Genomic DNA, 15,989 nt, shown 5'->3' on the forward strand with positions numbered 1-15,989 from the left:
CTGCCGTATCACAAGCGGCAGCCGGGGGCGGTTTTGCTCAGCGCTGATATTCAAATTCCAGGTCGTACATGGAGACGATGTCGCCGTCGCGGATGCCCATCTCCTCCAGCTTGTCGAACAGGCCGGACTGGCGGAGCATCCGGTCGAACCAGTTCCGGGACTCGAAGTCGGAGAAGTTCACGTTGGCGATGAGCCGCTGGAGCCAGGGGGCCTCCACCACCCAGGTCTCGTCAAACTGCTGGATGTTCACCTCGCCGGAGGTGTCCACCTCCGGGGGCCGCTCCACATAGGTGGGCTCATACACCACCACGGCGGGCAGCTGGGCCAGCTCCTGGGCGGCCCGCTTCACCAGTTCCCGCACCCCCTGGTGGGCGGCGGCAGAGATTTCAAAGAGCTCATAGCCCTTGCCCTCCACATGGGCACGCAGCTTCTCCAGCAGGCTGGGGTCGGTCATGATATCCACTTTGTTGGCCGCCACGATCATCTTTCGGGAGGCCAGCTCCGGGGAGTACTGCTCCAGCTCGGCGTTGATGGCCTCAAAATCCTCCACGGGGTCCCGGCCCTCAGAGCCGGACACGTCCACCACATGGATGAGCAGGCGGCAGCGGTCGATGTGCCGCAGAAAATCGTGGCCCAGGCCGGCGCCGTCCGCCGCCCCCTCGATGATGCCGGGGATGTCGGCCATGACGAAGGAGACCCCCTCCTCCACATACACCACGCCCAGGTTGGGGAACAGGGTGGTGAAGTGATAGTTGGCGATCTTGGGCTGGGCCCGGCTGACCACCGACAGCAGGGTGGACTTGCCCACGTTGGGGAAGCCCACCAGACCCACATCGGCCAGCAGCTTCAGCTCCAGCACCACATCCCGGCTCTCCCCGGGCAGCCCCGCCTTGGCAAAGCGGGGCACCTGGCGGGTGGGGGTGGCAAAGTGCTTGTTGCCCCAGCCGCCCCGGCCGCCCTTGCACAGGATGAAGGGCTGCTCGTCCGACATATCCTTGATGATCTCCCGGGTCTCTGCGTCCCGGATGATGGTGCCCCGGGGCACCCGCAGGATCAGGTCGGCCCCGTCCTTGCCGGTGCACCGCTTGCCCTGGCCGTCCATGCCGTTTTCCGCCACATACTTGCGCTTATAGCGAAAGTCCATCAGGGTGGACATGTGGTCGTTCACCATGACCACCACATTGCCGCCCCGGCCGCCGTCGCCGCCGTCAGGGCCGCCCGCGGCCACATATTTCTCCCGGTGAAAGGAGACCACGCCGTTGCCGCCGTTGCCGGAACGGACGGTAATGCGTGCGGTATCTACAAAAGGCGCTGCCATAGGATGCGCCTCCTTCCATGATAAATTAGAATATTAAAAGTCCAGCAGATTCAGCCCGATCCGGTCGCTGAATCTGCGCCCCACCTGTCCATCCCAGGTCTGGACGAACAGCTCCGCCGTGGCGCTGATGACGCACTTGGCCAGGTGGCCCGCATACACCTCGCCGGTGGTGGGGCTGCCGAAGGTGATGTGCAGATGGAGATAGGGTTCCCCGTCCTTCCGGGTGATACTGCCCACCAGAGAGGCGATCTCATACTCCCCCTGGCAGTGCCGGGCCTGAAACTGCTTCTCTGCGTTGTTGAAGATGCCAACGGTGATGTCGTTGGCCGCCCCCAGTCCGGTAACGCTGGCCAGTTGAATATTCTCCTGCTCCGCCAGACGGGTGAGACCGTCCACGATCTCCTCCCCCGGGTCCAGCCGCAGTACATAGCCCTGGGAAAATTTCCGATATTCCATCAAAAGCCCTCCTCCCTGAAAAAAGAAGCCGCAAACGGTTTCCGTTTGCGGCTTTTGTCAGCAAAAATTACTGGGCAATCTCCTCAACGATGGAGACCTGCTTGCGATCCTTGCCCAGACGCTCGAACTTGACCTTGCCGGCCTTCAGAGCGAACAGGGTATCATCGCTGCCCTTACCCACGTTGACACCGGGGTGAATGTGGGTGCCGCGCTGGCGGACAATGATGTTGCCGGCCAGAACGAACTGACCGTCGCCCCGCTTCACGCCAAGGCGCTTGGCCTCGGAATCGCGGCCGTTACGGGTGGAACCAACGCCCTTTTTGTGGGCGAAAAACTGCAAACCGATATTCAGCATAAACTTACACCTCCAAGACAGAAATATAGTCGGGGTACTCCTCAGCCAGCTGGACGAAATGGACCATCAGCGCCGTCAGAAGTGCCTGACAGGTGCTCTCGTTGGTCTGGCCCAGGCTGCTGGGGAGTTTCAGGGTGATGGATGCGTCTTTTTCCCGCACCTTCACGGCGGCCTCCAGCCCCAGTACGTCGTTAATGGCGCACTCGGTCAGGCGGACGGCACTGGTGACGGCGGCACAGACGATATCCTCGCCCTGGGGGGCGTATCCGCTGTGGCCTTTGACCTCAAAGCCCACGATGCGGCTGCCCTCGGAACAGAAGGTCACGGTGGTCATTTAGGCCTTGATCGCGCCGATCTGCACCTTGGTGTAGGGCTGACGATGGCCCTGACGCTTGCGGTAGCCCTTCTTGGGGGTATACTTGAAGATACGGATCTTCTTGCCCTTGCCATTCTTCACCACGGTGGCATCCACAGAAGCACCCTCCACGGTGGGAGCGCCGAAGGTGGCCTTATCGCCATCCAGAACGGCCAGTACCTGATCGAACACCACGCTCTGACCGGCCTCGGCCTCCAGCTTCTCGATGAACAGGACGTCGCCCTCGCTCACCTTATACTGCTTGCCGCCGGTAACAATGATTGCCTGCATTTATTTCAACTCCTTCACTACGGACTCGCTCTCCTGGGAGGGGACTTGCCTGTCCCGCTTGACCATCTGAAAATACAGATGTCCCACTCAAAGCGGCTCTGTTATTTTATCAGCACACCCGCCCCGTGTCAATAGCTTTGACCGGATTTTTGGGGAATTTTGAAATTTTTTTACGTCTCCCTCGGCAGGCGGCGAATATAGCCCAACAGGTTCCGGGTGATGCGCCCGGTCAGACCCCAGATCACCCGGTCCCGCCAGCGGTAGACGGGTACGGTCTCCCGCCCCAGCCGCCAGGCATAGTCCCGTGGGATACCCGCCTGCTCATAGGGGAAGTCCGGGCCAGGTTCCGGCACCAGCTTATAGCTCAGGTCCATAGGCGGGTGGGTCAAAAGATACTCCAGGGGGACCAGAAAGGTCTCGTCCACCTCGTCCGGGCCTGGGTGCATATGTTCCACCGCCTCCCGGTCCACCTTGGCCGCCACGGCGTGCATGAGAAAGCCCGCCCGGTGGGCGATGAAGTCCAGCCGCCCCAAGATATGGACCGCCCGGGGCGGGATGGCAAGCTCCTCCCACGTCTCCCGCAGGGCACACTCCTCCGGTGTCTCGTTCCCCTCCGCCCGGCCTCCGGGAAAGCAGATCTCCCCCGGCTGGCTGTGCATGGTCTTTGCCCGCACCTCGTACAGCAGGGACAGTCCCTCGTCCCCCTCCACCAGGGGGACCAACACGGAGAACTCCCCCCGCTTGTCCATCAGATCGGGCTTCCGCCCCGCCAAAAGCCGGGACAGATCGTCGGTCAGCTGCTGCCCCATGTGCATTCCTCCTACGAGAAGTAGGGGCGGCTATTAGCCGCCCGTCGTTGGCGCATCGGACATCGCGGGCGGATGATATCCGCCCCTACTTATTATTTATCACATCTTCTCCGGTGCGGACACGCCCAGCAGGCCCAGGCCGTTGGCCAGAACGGCACGGACGGTGTCGGCCAGCTTCAGGCGGGCCAGCAGCAGATGCTGCTCCTCCCCCTTGATGCGGCAGGCGTTATAGAACCGGTGGAAGTCCCCGGCCAGGGCCACCAGATAGCGGTTGATGCGGCTGGGGTCATAGTCCCGGGCGGCCAGGTGCAGCTCCTCGGGGTACTGGGCCAGGGCCTTTACCAGGGCCAGCTCCTCGGGAGCACTCAGCAGGGCGGCATCCATGTCGGCGGCGGCGGGGACGGCGGAGCCCTCCTCGGCCAGACGGGCCGTCAGGGAGCAGATACGGGCGTGGGCATACTGGACATAGTACACCGGGTTCTCACTGTCCTGGCGCACGGCCAGGTCCAGGTCAAAGTCCAGGGGGCTGGTAGAGGCCCGGGAGTTGAAGAAGTACCGGGCGGCATCCACGCTGATCTCGTCCAGCAGATCGTGCAGGGCGATGGCCTTGCCGGAGCGCTTGGACATGCGCACGGGCTTGCCGTCCTGCATCAGGTTCACCAGCTGCATCAGCACCACCACCAGGCGCTCAGAGCCGTTCAGGCCCAGGCCGTCCAGAGCGGCCTGGAGGCGGGCCACATGGCCGTGGTGGTCGGCACCCCAGATGTTGATGGCCAGGTCAAAGTTCCGCACGGCCAGCTTGTTGCGATGATAGGCGATGTCGGCGGCAAAATAGGTGTAGAAGCCGTTGGCCCGGCGGAGCACGTCGTCCTTCAGGTCCAGCTTGTCCACCTGCTCCTGGGTCTTGCCCTCCCGCAGATACTTCTCCTTCAGCAGCTGGGTGGTGTTCAGCCACAGGGCCCCGTCCTTCTCATAGGTATAGCCGCGCTCCCCCAGCAGGGCCACCGTCTCGGCCACATAGCCGGACTGGTGCAGGCTGGACTCGAAGAACCACTGGTCATACTCGATGCCATAGCGCTTCAGGTCGGCCTTCATATTGGGGATGTTCACGGACAGGCCGTATTCGGACAGCTTGTCCAGCCGCTCCTCCTCGGGCAGCTGAAGCCAGCTGTCCCCGTGGGCGGCATACACCGCCTGGGCCAGGGCCTTGATGTCGTCCCCGTGATAGCCCTCCTCGGGGAAAGGCACGTTCTCCTCCCCCTGGATGAGCTGGCGATAGCGGGCATCGATGGACACGGCAAACTTGTGGATCTGGTTGCCGGCATCGTTCACATAGAACTCCTTCCAGGTGTCCCAGCCGTCCCGGCGCAGCACGTTGGCCAGGGTGTCGCCCAGCACGCCGCCGCGGGCGTTGCCCATGTGCATGGGGCCGGTGGGGTTGGCGGAGACGAACTCCACCATCACCCGCTTGCCGTGGCCCTCGTCCCCGGAGCCATAGGCTGCGCCCTGGGCCTCCACGGCGGACAGCACGTCGCCAAACCACTTGGGGCCCAGCGTAAAGTTCAAAAATCCGGGCCCGGCGATCTCTGCCTTCTGAAAGAAGCTGCCCTCCAGCTCCAGATGGTCCACAATGGCCTGGGCGATGGCCCGGGGGGCCATGTGCATGGCCTTGGCCCCGGCCATGGCAAAGGAGGTGGCATAGTCCCCGTGGGCGGTATCCTTGGGGATCTGGATGGTGGCGTTCACCTCCACCCCGGCGGGCAGAACGCCGGCCTGGGCCGCCTTCTCATAGGCGGCCTGGGTCAGTTGGGCCACCTGCTGCCGGGCGGCCTGGATCATGTTGCTCATATTATCACCTTTTCTATCAAAATCAAACTCACACATTGTTCCCGCCCCGTTGGAGCGGGAGCGCATATCAAGGGCCTTACTGCCGCAGGGTGGCTCCGTCGGCCTCCCGCACCTTGATCTGAAACACGCTGCGTCCGGCGATGGCGTGGTCGATCTCGATGGCATAGTCGATCTCGATGTCGCCCCCCTTGTCGCTCAGGTCGGCCAGCAGGTGCCGGGTATTCACTCCAACGGACATTGCACCATAAGGTGTATTGTACATAGAGAGATGCCGCCGCCCCTCCTGAAAGACCATCTGAGAGTTGAATTCCCCCATGCGCATCAGGGTCACCTGCTCCCCCTCCACCTGGATGGTGGTCAGGGTGCCCTCCAGGCCGGTGATCTCGCTCTCCTGATAGCTGAGGGTGTAACCGGCCTTGTCCTTCATCAGGCGGCCCGCCGTCACCAGTTCCACGGTGTCCGGGTCGTTGCCCTCGTATTTCTGCATCCCCTTAATGGAGATGACCACGTCTTTTTCCATTGTTCCGCCTCCAAATGGCTCTCATTCCCACGTTCGCCCAGAGACGTCCACAGGTGGGGGTATTATACACGCTTTCCCCCCGCTTGTAAAGGCTGGGGTCCAAATTCAGGCAGAGTTTATTTTATGTCATTTTCTCTGGAATGACAAGGGGAAATATTTCTGCTCTGCCCCCATTTTATTCCCTTCCCCATTTGACAAATGGTTTTCCCCGACTATAATAAGAATGACTTCGTATCAACTCCGGGAAAGGAGGTCCCATCTATGAACCTGGAATTGAGCAAAAAACAGTTTCGCCGTCTGCTGGACCTGGTCTACATCGGCAACTGGATTCTGAACTCCACCCGGGGACAGGAGCGCTTTGCCGACTATGACGAGGTGGAGAGCCTGGTCTTCGCCCGGGCCGCCATAGAGGGTATGCCCGGCCTGGCCGAGCTATATCAGGGGGAGATCGTCCCCTCCCGTGCCTTCGTGGAGGGCGGCATCCACGAGGCCATCGCCGAATACGAAAACAACGTCTTTTTCGACATCCTGGCCGAGGACCTGGCCCGCCGGGACATGGACGACGTGCCCATCGACGAGAGCAACTACGCCGAACTCACCAGCCGCATCGACGCCTACATCGCCGAATTTGAAGAACATGGCACAGATAACGTGCTGGTGGACATCGACACCTGAAATTTTCAGAAAAACAGCCGCTGAGAAAGCGGCTGTTTTTTCGTCTATTGACGCGATCCTGAAAACCCTTTATAATACAGATATAGACAATCACCATTTCAAATTTTCAAGTTATATTGGTCAATATTTATAATTCTCATACAGTCTTTGCGGAGGTGACCTCGATGCTGCTGTTAAAACTAGGCTCCATCGCCATCGTCCCCGTCATTTACAGCGTCGTGCTGGGCGAGGATGCGTTCTTTGACCGGATGCGCGTGCAGGGCGAGCTGTCCAAGATGCTCTTTTTGACCTTTTATGTGACCGTACTCTTCTTCCACATTCTCTGACTGCAAATCAGCATCGTGAGGTGAATGCGAATGACAACAGAACTTCAGGTATTGTTGACTTTGGGGTCTATCGCCATCGTGCCTGCCATTTACCGCGTGATACTGGGCCAGGAAAAATTCACTCAGCGGATGCGTGTTCAGGGTGAACTCTTCAAACTGCTCTTCCTGACCTTTTACGCCACGCTGTTCTTCTTCCAAGTCTTTGGCCGGATCAGATAAATAACCCCAAAAAAGTCCAAGGGGGCCTGTGTTTTCCCACAGGTCCCCTTGATACTGTCAAAAAAGCCTGTCATTGCGAGGAGGCCCAACGGGCCGACGTGGCAATCCGTTCCAAAAAGCTATGATTATCAGTATATTTTCGGCTTTTGAGTTACGGATTCCCACGTCGCTGCGCTCCTCGGAATGACAGAAATGGGTTTATCGACACGCTGAAGGGGGCCTGTGTTTTTCCCACAGGTCCCCTTATTTTTATATCTCTTAATTCTTCTTCCGCAGCAAAAACGTGACCAGGAACCACGCCGCCAAATACAGGGTGATGGACGCACCGGCGGAGGGGCCCATGTAGTAGGAGGTCAGCAGTCCGGCCACCCCGGCGCACACCGCCCCCAGGAAGGACAGCAGGTGATACTGCCACATATTCCGGGCGATGTTCCGGGCCGCCGCGCCGGGCAGCACCAGCAGGGAGTTGATGACCAGCAGGCCCACCCAGGTCATGGACAGCGTGACCACCACGGCGATGGCGATGGAGAACACCGTCTCCTGCCAGAACACCCGGATGCCCCGGCTGTCGGCCAGGGCGGGGTGGACGGCGGAGAGCATCAGCTGGTTGAAGGACAGCACCCACAGGGCGATGACCAACGCCAAAATCAGGGCCAGCACCCCGATCTTTCCCGGCTCCACCGACAGGATGTCGCCGATGAGCAGGTTATTGAACTTGGTGAAGGAGCGGCCGTTCAGGGTGGACAGGAAGATGCCCAAGGCCACGGCGGTGGAGGAGAACACCCCGATCACCGTGTCGCTGCCCAGGGCGGACCGCCGTCGCACCACGTTAAAGAGCAGGGCGAACAGAATGGCAAAGATCACCGCCGCCCAAGTGGGCTCCTGAAAGCCGCAGATGGCTCCGATGGCCATGCCGGTGAAGGCGGAGTGACCCAAAGCGTCGGAGAAGAAGGACATGCGGCTGTGGACCACCATGGTGGACAGGATGCCGAACAGGGGCGAGATGACCAGCACCGCCAGCAGGGCGTTTTTCATGAACAGCATGGTATCCGGCGCGGCCCACTCAAAGGGCAGCAGGGACACCAGGGAATACCACCAGGTCATTGGTGCTCCCCCCCTTTCCCCATGCGCAGATGGAAGGTCTGATAAAATTCCGGGGAGGACAGCACCTCATCCGGGGAACCCATCTTCAGCACCTTGCGGTCCAGCAGAATGACCTTGTCGGCATACTGGTCCAGGGTGGCAAAGTCGTGGGTGGACAGAAAGATGGACAGGTCATACTGGGTGCGCAGCTCGTCCAGCATCTCCAGCAGTTGGTGTTCCCCCTCGATGTCCACGCCGGACAGGGGCTCGTCCAGGATAAGGATGTGGGGCACCGGCTCTAACGCCAGAGCCAGCAGCACCCGCTGGAGCTGACCGCCGGATAGACCGCCCATGGGCCGGTCCAATAGTTCCTCCCCGTGGACCCGGGCCAGACTGGCCGCCGCCTGCTCCCGGTATTTCCTGGGGATGGGCAGCCACACAGGCCATTTGGCCGTGGCCGCCACGAAAAAGTCCAGCACCGACACCGGGTCCCCCCGGTCAAAGCTGGGGGCCTGGGGGACATAGCCGACCAACGGGCGCTTTCCCCCCGTCGCCGACCCGTCGGACAGGCGGATGGCTGGCCCCCCCGCCGGGGAGAAGGTGATGGTGCCCTTATAGGGCAGCTGGCCCAGGATGCTGCGAAACAGGGTGGACTTCCCTGCCCCATTCGGGCCGATGAGAGCCACGATCTCGCCGCAGTGGAGGTGGAAGGCCACATCCTGTAAAATGGCCTCCCCCTGCATACTGACGGACAGCCCCGTCAGCTTCAGACAGCAGGCGTCGGCACAGCCGGAGGCCAGCTTGCCATGTTTGATCTGTCTCACGTTACTTCACCAGTTCCTCTCCCGCAAAGCCGTCGATCACGGCCTTGGCGTTAGCCAGCAGGGCATCGTAGTAGTTTTCCAGCTGGTCGTCCGGCCCGTCCATGATCATGGTCAGCTGCTCCACGGCACAGCCCGTCTCCCGGCGGATGGCCTGGGCGGTGGCATCGGAGCCGTTGACCTCGGTGAAGATGACGGGGATGCCCTTTTCCTTCACCAGGTCGGTGATCTCAACAATTTCTTTGGCGCTGGCCTCGCTGCCCGCCTCCTCCTCGATGGAGGCCAGCAGGGGCAGGTCATAGGCGGCGGCAAAATACTGGAACCCGTCGTGGAAGGTGATGAGGCCGGAGAAGTCCACCTCCTGCCGCCGGGCGCTGTCAAACAGATCGTTCAGCTCCTCCTCCCAGCCGCTGAGCTGCGCCGTGCAGCTTTGGGCCGCTCGGGCGTAGTCCTGGGCGTGGGCCGGGTCGGCCTGACTCAGCCCATCGGCCAGGTTTTCCATCATCTGCACCGCCCGCCGGGGGTCCATCCAATAGTGGGGGTCGATGTCCCCGTGGTCGTGGTCCTCGTGGTCGTGGTCATGCGCGTCGTGCGCGTGATCCTCCTCCACGTCGTGGCTGTTCAGGGCGGGCAGCAGGTCCACTCCCTGGTCGCAGTCGATCACCGCCGCATTGGAGGTGGCCAGGGCGTCATCCATAAAGTCCTCCAGCCCCGCCCCGTTTAGGGCGATCACATCGGCATCGGCCAATTTTTTCATGTCGTTCACCGACAGGGTGTAGTCGTGGAGACAGCTGGTGGAGCCGGTGTCCAGCCGCTCTACCACCACTCCGTCCACGTCCCGGGTCAGGGCGCTGGTGAAGAGATAGATGGGATAGGTGGTGGTCACCACCCGCATACGGGCGTTTTCTGCGCCGACAGAGCCGCCGCTCCCGCACCCGGCCAAACACAGAGCAAGGATCAGGAGTAAAGGAATGATGCGTTTTTTCATAGAGTACCTCATTCTATAAAATCTTGTAGACTCTTAGTATACCCTACTTTTCTGCCGTTGTAAATTGCTTTTCGCTCCCCAGGACGCTATACTAAAGGTATCCTTGACCCACGGAGGTATTTTCATGCACTATTCCAACTGTACTGCCGGAACATTTCTCTCCCGGCCCAATCGGTTTGTGGCTCAGGTTGCGCTGGACGGCCGCACCGAGACCTGCCATGTGAAGAACACCGGCCGCTGCCGGGAGCTGCTGATCCCCGGCTGCCGGGTCTATCTCACCCGGAGCGACAACCCAGCCCGCAAGACAAAATACGACCTGATCGCCGTGGAAAAAGAGACGGTCCACGGCCCCCTGCTCATCAATATGGATGCCCAGGCCCCAAACCACGTCTTTGAAGCGTGGGCCAGGGAGGGCCGATTCCGCCCCGGACTGACCCTGCTGCGGCCGGAGACGGTATACGGTGCCTCCCGCTTCGACTTCTATTGGGAGACGGACACCGACCGGGGCTTTGTGGAGGTGAAGGGGGTCACCCTGGAGGAGGACGGCGTGGCCCGCTTCCCGGATGCCCCCACCCTGCGGGGGGTGAAGCACCTGGAGGAGCTGATCGCCGCCCGTCAGGCGGGGTATCAGGCCGCCCTGTGTTTCATCGTCCAGTTCTCCGGTGCCAAATATGTAACGCCCAACGACACCACCCACCCCCAGTTCGGCCAGGCCCTCCGCCGGGCCGCCGCCGCCGGGGTGGAGGTGTTCGCCCTGGGCTGCGCCGTCACCCCGGACACTCTGACGGCGGAGGAGTTTGTGCCGGTGCGGCTGTAACCTCCCGCATTGCTCTTTGTACTCATAACTGTATTTCATATAGCTGTACCCCCAATACTGGATGCCCAGTATTGGGGGTACATATCATCATATCATCGCAGATGGGTCCTATTGTTTATCTGTTATCTCTCCCAGCTCTCGTCGTGCTCTGAGCGCTTGGAGCGGGTCATCAGGTCGGCGACCACGCCGTGGACGTCCCGGCCCTCGTACAGGACCTCATAGGCCGCCTGGGCGATGGGCATCTCCACGCCGACCTTCTGGGCCAGGGTGCGGGCATTGGCGGCGGCGTAGTAGCCCTCCACCACTGCGCCGATCTCCTTCACGGCCTCCTGCACCGGCTTGCCCTGGCCGATGAGGATGCCGCAGCGGCGGTTGCGGGAGTGCATGGAGCAGCAGGTGACGATCAGATCGCCTACGCCCGCAAGGCCTGTAAAGGTCTCCTTCTTGCCGCCCAGGGCCACGCCCAGCCGGGCCATCTCCGCCAGCCCCCGGGTCATCAGCAGGGCCTTGGTGTTGTCTCCGCAGCCCATGCCGTCGCAGCAGCCGGCGCACAGGGCGATGATATTCTTCAGGGCGGCGCAGATCTCTGTGCCGATCTTATCGTCGCTGGTATACACCCGGAAGCGCTGGTTCATAAACAGGTCCTGCACCTGTTCGGCGATCTTGGGATCGTCGGCGGCGGCCACCACGCCGGTGGGGATGTGGCGGCCCACCTCCTCGGCGTGGGAGGGGCCGGACAGCACCACCACGGGGCACTTGTCCCCGATCTCCGCCTGGATGACCTGGCTCAGGCGCAGGGAGGAGTCCTTCTCAATGCCCTTGGACACGGACACCACAATGGTACCCGGGTCCAGCAGGTCCTTCACCTGGGCAGCGGTGGACCGCACGGCGAAGGAGGGGGTGGCCATGACCACCAGACCGCAGCCCTTCACGGCGGCCAGGTCGCAGGTGAACTTCATCTCCTCCGGGATGACGACCCCCTTCAGCAGGGGGTTCTCATGGGTGGTGCGCAGGGTGTCAGACTCCGCCTGGTGATAGGACCAGAGGGTCACGTCGTTTCCGTTTTCCAGCAGCAGCAGCGCCAGGGCCGTGCCCCAGCCGCCGCTTCCCAATACTGTGATCTTCATAGCTGCGTCCTCCTTGTCAGGATTTTTTGTGCAGGGTGAATTTATTTTCCGTACCGGTGAGCAGACGGTGGATGTTGCCCCGGTGCATGTACAGGATCAGCCCGCCGATGATGACGGCCAATACCGTCACGGGCACGCTGCGATAGACAAACCAGGTGATGAAGGGGAAGCTGGCCCCCGCCCAGCAGGAACCCAGGGACACATATCGGGTAAGCACAGCCAAAATAAGGAAGCCGCCCCACACCACCAGGGCAATGCGCCAGTCGATCATAATGGCGATGGTGCCGCCGGATAAAATGCCCTTGCCCCCCTTAAAGTGGAACATACAGGGGAACATGTGCCCCAGCAGGCAGAACAGGCCGCCCCAATACTTGAAGAACACCAGGATCATGGCCTGGTTCTCCAGGGGCGTGGTGGGCAGGATACGGGGGTCGAACAGCCCGCCCAGCCACACAGAGACGAGAATGGCGACGATGGCCTTCAGCACGTCGGTGAGGATGACCACAACGGTCAGCGGCCCGCCGAAGGTGCGGAAGAAGTTGGTCAGCCCCGCGTTGCCGCTGCCGTGGTTTCTCACATCGTCCCGCAGGATATATTTGGAGACGATCACCGCCCCGTTGAAGCAGCCGCAGAAATAGGCGACGAGGGCGGCCAGCCACAACTGACTGTAGCCCACAAGGAAATAAACCAGCGCACCCACGCCTTACCCCTCCTTGTCGCCCTTCTGCCGGATGGTCATGCGCACGGGGGTGCCCTCCAGGCCGAAGGTGCTGCGGATCTGGTTTTCCAGATAGCGCTGATAGGAGAAGTGGAACAGCCGGGCATCGTTGCAGAAGCAGACGAAGTGAGGGGGGCGGATGCCCGTCTGGGTGATATAGTAGATCTTCAGTCGGCGGCCCTTGTCCGTGGGGGGCTGCACCCGGGCGGTGGCATCGGCCAGAACGTTGTTCAGCATACCGGTGGAGATACGGGTGGCGGCCTGGTTGTTTACATAGTTGATCAGGTCGAACAGCCGGTCCACCCGCTGGCCTGTCAGGGCGGAGATGAACACCACGGGGGCATAGGTCATATAGCTCAGGTCCCGCATCACGTCCTGGCGCATCTTATCCATGGTCTTGCCGTCCTTTTCGATGGCATCCCACTTGTTCACCACAATGATGCAGGCCTTGCCCGCCTCGTGGGCCAGGCCGGCCACCTTGGTGTCCTGCTCGGTCACGCCCTCCTGGGCGTTGATCATAATAAGGCACACGTCGCTGCGCTCGATGGCCATGGTGGCCCGCAGGACGGAGAACTTCTCGATGCGGTCGTCCACCTTGGACTTCTTCCGCATTCCGGCGGTGTCGATGAAGCGGTATTTGCCCTTTTCGTTTTCAAAGTAGCTGTCCACTGCGTCCCGGGTGGTGCCCGCCACGTTGGAGACGATGACCCGCTCCTCCCCCAGAATGCGGTTGATGAGGGAGGACTTGCCCACATTGGGCTTGCCGATGACGGCCACCTTGACCACGTCGTCCTCCTCTTCCTCCTCCTCGTCCGGGGGGAAGAACTGGAAGCAGGCGTCCAGCAGGTCGCCGGTGCCGTGGCCGTGGAGGGCGGAGACGGAGATGGGGTCGCCCAGGCCCAAGTTATAGAACTCATACACGTCCGGGTTCTCCCGCCCGGTCTGGTCGGCCTTGTTTACCGCCAGCACCACCGGCTTGCGGGAGCGCAGGAGCATGTTGGCCACCTCCTGGTCGGCGGCGGTCATGCCCGTTTTGATGTCGCACACAAAGACGATGACGGTGGCCGCCTGGATGGCGATCTCCGCCTGCTCCCGCATAAAGGACAGGATCTGGTCGTCGGTGCCCGGCTCGATGCCGCCGGTGTCCACAATGTCGAACACCCGGTTGCGCCACTCGCACTGGGCATACAGCCGGTCCCGGGTGACGCCGGGGGTGTCCTCTACAATGGACAGTCGCTGGCCGCACAGCTTGTTAAACAGCATGGACTTGCCCACGTTGGGCCGTCCCACAATGGCTACTAAAGGTTTCACGCGATCACTCACTCCTATTTTCTCCCGGGCGGAACGCCGCCCGCTGTTGGTTTTCATTATGCTGCATCTCTTCCCTAGGCGTAGGGGCGGATGTCCTCATCCGCCCGGACCACGGGCCGCTGGGGACAGCGGCCCCTACTGAGCTGGCCGGGTGCAGGGGCGGATATCATCCGTCCGGACGGTACCGGTCCACCGAACACGGGCGGATCATATCCGCCCCTACTGCGTCCCCCTTGCCTCCCCCTTTGGGGGAGGTGCCCAGTGCACACACTGGGCGGAGAGGGCCTGTCATCGTGTCCCCGGGTTATAGCGGTAATACTCGTCCTCGGGCAGGTTGGGCTTAAAGTCGGGCGGGGCGGCGGCCAGACCGCACATGGCATCCAGCAGCTCATAGCCGTCCTGGGCCACCGGGATCACCGGCACGCCCAGCTCCCGCTCCACGTCGTCCAGGCTCACGTCGTCCAGAAACACCCGCTCCCCAGCCCGGAGCATGTTGGCCGGGATGAGCAGCCGCTCCCCCAGCTCCTTGCCCCGCAGCTGGTCGATCAGGTCCCCTCCCGTCACCAGTCCGGCCACCGTGATGGTCTCTCCAAAGAACCGGTTGGCGATGGGGTACACCTTCCCCTCTATTGTACCACACTTCTCCCGGGCCAGGTCAACCAGTTGGGCCAAAAACGGTCCGGCGGACACGCCGGTGGCGATGGAAAAGGGCCGGGCCTGGGCCAGCTCCTCCGGCTCCATCAGCTTCAGCCCCCGGCCAAACTCCTCCATCAGCATCCGCAGCATCCCCACGCCGTTGTCCAGCTGGGTGAACTCCTCGAAGAACTCCTCCGCCGGCAGGGGGCGGCGGGCGATGAGATAGAACTCGTCCGAGCACCACACCAGCCTTGTCCCCTGCTTCTCCAGATGCCGGGCCGCAAAGGCCTCCACCTGGTCGATGACCGCCCCGGCCTGCTCCCGGGTATAGGGCTTCAGGGGATACAGCCCCTCCCGGAACTTAGTCACCCCCACGGGCACCACCGACACGCTGTTCACCGAGGGGAACATCTCCGCCAGGTCATTCAGCGTCTTATCCAGGGCGGGCCCGTCGTTGATGCCGGGGCAGGACACGATCTGGCAGTTCATAATGATGCGGTGCTCCGCAAAGCGGCGCATGATGTCGATGGTCCGGCCCGCCCGCTTGTTTTTCAGCATCATCTCCCGCAGCGCCGGGTCGGTGGTGTGGACGGAGATGTTGATGGGCGAGATGCGCAGGTCGATGATCCGCTGCACCTCCCGGTCCGACATGTTGGTCAGGGTCAGATAGTTGCCCAGGAGGAAGGACAGCCGGGCATCGTCATCCTTAAAATACAGGCTGGGCCGCATTCCCGGGGGCATCTGGTCCACAAAGCAGAAGATGCAGTTGTTGGCGCAGGAGCGGGCCCGGTCCATCAGATAGGTCTGGAACTCCAGCCCCAGGTCCTCCCCCTCCCGCTTGCGCAGCCGGACGGTGCGGGTGGAGCCGTCCTCCTCCCGCAACACCAGCTCCAGCCGGGTGTCATAGCTGAAGAACTTATAGTCCAGCACGTCCACGATCTGGTGGCCGTTGATGTGGGTCAGGGTCTCCCCCACCCGCAGCCCCGCCCGGTGGGCCGGACTTCTGGGGTCCACCGACTGGATGACCGTCATGCTCACGATGCTTCACCGCCTCTCCGCTCTCGTTTCTCGTTTCTCGTTTCTAAAATGGGCATTTCTATTTATTTTACAATAGGATGGAGCATATTGCAATAGTTCGTGCCTTTTTGCACGCTATTTTCATGAAACATCTTCTAAATGCCTGAAAGCACCAAGGAGCGCAAAGGCCAAACCTCTGCTCTCCTTACAAGCAACTCTCTTATTTTGTGTGTCACTAATATCTATAATGTTTCCGTCCTAACTTTACACACCTTAAATATTGCTTAATGCCGCGCTCC

19 protein-coding genes are annotated in these 15,989 nt (G+C 61.5%); 4 read left to right on the forward strand and 15 right to left on the reverse strand.

The genetic code is table 11. The features are described 5' to 3' along the window. Nucleotides 1-37 precede the first annotated feature (37 nt). From obgE to H8S55_RS09445, 8 genes are all read right to left on the reverse strand, one after another. The gene (gene obgE / locus H8S55_RS09410) at nucleotides 38-1,318 is read right to left on the reverse strand and encodes a GTPase ObgE (RefSeq protein WP_147562944.1); all 1,281 of its coding nucleotides are present in this window, start codon (nucleotides 1,316-1,318) and stop codon (nucleotides 38-40) included. Nucleotides 1,319-1,351: 33 nt separating this feature from the next. After that, a complete protein-coding gene (locus H8S55_RS09415; RefSeq protein WP_186878763.1) occupies nucleotides 1,352-1,774 on the reverse strand; it encodes a PPC domain-containing DNA-binding protein in 423 nt (140 codons plus the stop codon). 67 nt (nucleotides 1,775-1,841) lie between these two features. Further along, nucleotides 1,842-2,129: a 50S ribosomal protein L27 gene (gene rpmA / locus H8S55_RS09420; protein WP_186878764.1), complete on the reverse strand. Its 288-nt coding sequence runs from the start codon at nucleotides 2,127-2,129 to the stop codon at nucleotides 1,842-1,844. A gap of 4 nt (nucleotides 2,130-2,133) precedes the next feature. After that, nucleotides 2,134-2,463, reverse strand: coding sequence for a ribosomal-processing cysteine protease Prp (locus tag H8S55_RS09425; RefSeq protein WP_186878765.1), 330 nt, complete (start codon nucleotides 2,461-2,463; stop codon nucleotides 2,134-2,136). Continuing rightward, on the reverse strand, nucleotides 2,464-2,775 hold the full coding sequence (gene rplU, locus H8S55_RS09430; protein WP_147562948.1) for a 50S ribosomal protein L21: 312 nt from the start codon (nucleotides 2,773-2,775) through the stop codon (nucleotides 2,464-2,466). 170 nt (nucleotides 2,776-2,945) lie between these two features. Continuing rightward, nucleotides 2,946-3,584, reverse strand: a complete 639-nt coding sequence (locus H8S55_RS09435; protein WP_147562949.1) for an NUDIX hydrolase — start codon at nucleotides 3,582-3,584, stop codon at nucleotides 2,946-2,948. A 99-nt stretch (nucleotides 3,585-3,683) separates the two neighbouring features. Continuing rightward, nucleotides 3,684-5,432, reverse strand: coding sequence for an arginine--tRNA ligase (gene argS, locus H8S55_RS09440; RefSeq protein ID WP_186878766.1), 1,749 nt, complete (start codon nucleotides 5,430-5,432; stop codon nucleotides 3,684-3,686). 76 nt (nucleotides 5,433-5,508) lie between these two features. Then, nucleotides 5,509-5,952: a YwiB family protein gene (locus H8S55_RS09445; RefSeq protein ID WP_186878767.1), complete on the reverse strand. Its 444-nt coding sequence runs from the start codon at nucleotides 5,950-5,952 to the stop codon at nucleotides 5,509-5,511. 261 nt (nucleotides 5,953-6,213) lie between these two features. On the opposite strand from H8S55_RS09445, the gene H8S55_RS09450 reads away from it, so the two are divergent. From H8S55_RS09450 to H8S55_RS09460, 3 genes are all read left to right on the forward strand, one after another. Beyond that, nucleotides 6,214-6,627, forward strand: coding sequence for a hypothetical protein (locus H8S55_RS09450; protein ID WP_147562952.1), 414 nt, complete (start codon nucleotides 6,214-6,216; stop codon nucleotides 6,625-6,627). 164 nt (nucleotides 6,628-6,791) lie between these two features. Next, on the forward strand, nucleotides 6,792-6,953 hold the full coding sequence (locus H8S55_RS09455; RefSeq protein ID WP_186878768.1) for a hypothetical protein: 162 nt from the start codon (nucleotides 6,792-6,794) through the stop codon (nucleotides 6,951-6,953). 30 nt (nucleotides 6,954-6,983) lie between these two features. Continuing rightward, a complete protein-coding gene (locus tag H8S55_RS09460) occupies nucleotides 6,984-7,172 on the forward strand; it encodes a hypothetical protein (protein WP_186878769.1) in 189 nt (62 codons plus the stop codon). A gap of 258 nt (nucleotides 7,173-7,430) precedes the next feature. On the opposite strand, the gene H8S55_RS09465 is transcribed toward H8S55_RS09460, so the two are convergent. Genes H8S55_RS09465 through H8S55_RS09475 form a run of 3 tightly spaced genes read right to left on the reverse strand, consistent with a single transcriptional unit; the run spans nucleotide 7,431 to nucleotide 10,064 of the window. Then, nucleotides 7,431-8,276: a metal ABC transporter permease gene (locus H8S55_RS09465; protein ID WP_186878770.1), complete on the reverse strand. Its 846-nt coding sequence runs from the start codon at nucleotides 8,274-8,276 to the stop codon at nucleotides 7,431-7,433. Then, nucleotides 8,273-9,079, reverse strand: a complete 807-nt coding sequence (locus H8S55_RS09470) for a metal ABC transporter ATP-binding protein (RefSeq protein WP_366467753.1) — start codon at nucleotides 9,077-9,079, stop codon at nucleotides 8,273-8,275. The genes H8S55_RS09465 and H8S55_RS09470 overlap by 4 nt, the downstream gene beginning before the upstream one ends. Before the next feature lies 1 nt (nucleotide 9,080). Then, nucleotides 9,081-10,064 (reverse strand): metal ABC transporter substrate-binding protein, encoded by a 984-nt coding sequence (locus tag H8S55_RS09475; protein WP_186878771.1) that lies wholly within the window; start codon nucleotides 10,062-10,064, stop codon nucleotides 9,081-9,083. Between the two features lie 124 nt (nucleotides 10,065-10,188). Here H8S55_RS09475 and sfsA point away from each other — a divergent pair, with 124 nt between their 5' ends. Next, nucleotides 10,189-10,881: a DNA/RNA nuclease SfsA gene (sfsA, locus tag H8S55_RS09480; RefSeq protein WP_186878772.1), complete on the forward strand. Its 693-nt coding sequence runs from the start codon at nucleotides 10,189-10,191 to the stop codon at nucleotides 10,879-10,881. A 122-nt stretch (nucleotides 10,882-11,003) separates the two neighbouring features. Here sfsA and H8S55_RS09485 read toward each other — a convergent pair whose 3' ends face one another. From H8S55_RS09485 to H8S55_RS09500, 4 genes are all read right to left on the reverse strand, one after another. Then, entirely contained in the window at nucleotides 11,004-12,008 is a 1,005-nt protein-coding gene (locus H8S55_RS09485) for an NAD(P)H-dependent glycerol-3-phosphate dehydrogenase (protein ID WP_186878773.1), read from the reverse strand. Nucleotides 12,009-12,024: 16 nt separating this feature from the next. Then, a complete protein-coding gene (locus tag H8S55_RS09490) occupies nucleotides 12,025-12,708 on the reverse strand; it encodes a glycerol-3-phosphate acyltransferase (protein WP_186878774.1) in 684 nt (227 codons plus the stop codon). 3 nt (nucleotides 12,709-12,711) lie between these two features. After that, nucleotides 12,712-14,037: a ribosome biogenesis GTPase Der gene (gene der / locus H8S55_RS09495; protein WP_147562959.1), complete on the reverse strand. Its 1,326-nt coding sequence runs from the start codon at nucleotides 14,035-14,037 to the stop codon at nucleotides 12,712-12,714. Nucleotides 14,038-14,325: 288 nt separating this feature from the next. Next, nucleotides 14,326-15,705 carry a DUF512 domain-containing protein gene (locus H8S55_RS09500; protein WP_186878865.1) on the reverse strand — a complete coding sequence of 460 codons (1,380 nt, stop codon included), beginning with the start codon at nucleotides 15,703-15,705 and terminating at the stop codon, nucleotides 14,326-14,328. Nucleotides 15,706-15,989: the final 284 nt, after the last annotated feature.

The sequence above is a fragment of the Flintibacter faecis genome, from assembly GCF_014287875.1.
In the GTDB taxonomy this organism is placed as follows: domain Bacteria; phylum Bacillota; class Clostridia; order Oscillospirales; family Oscillospiraceae; genus Lawsonibacter; species Lawsonibacter faecis_A.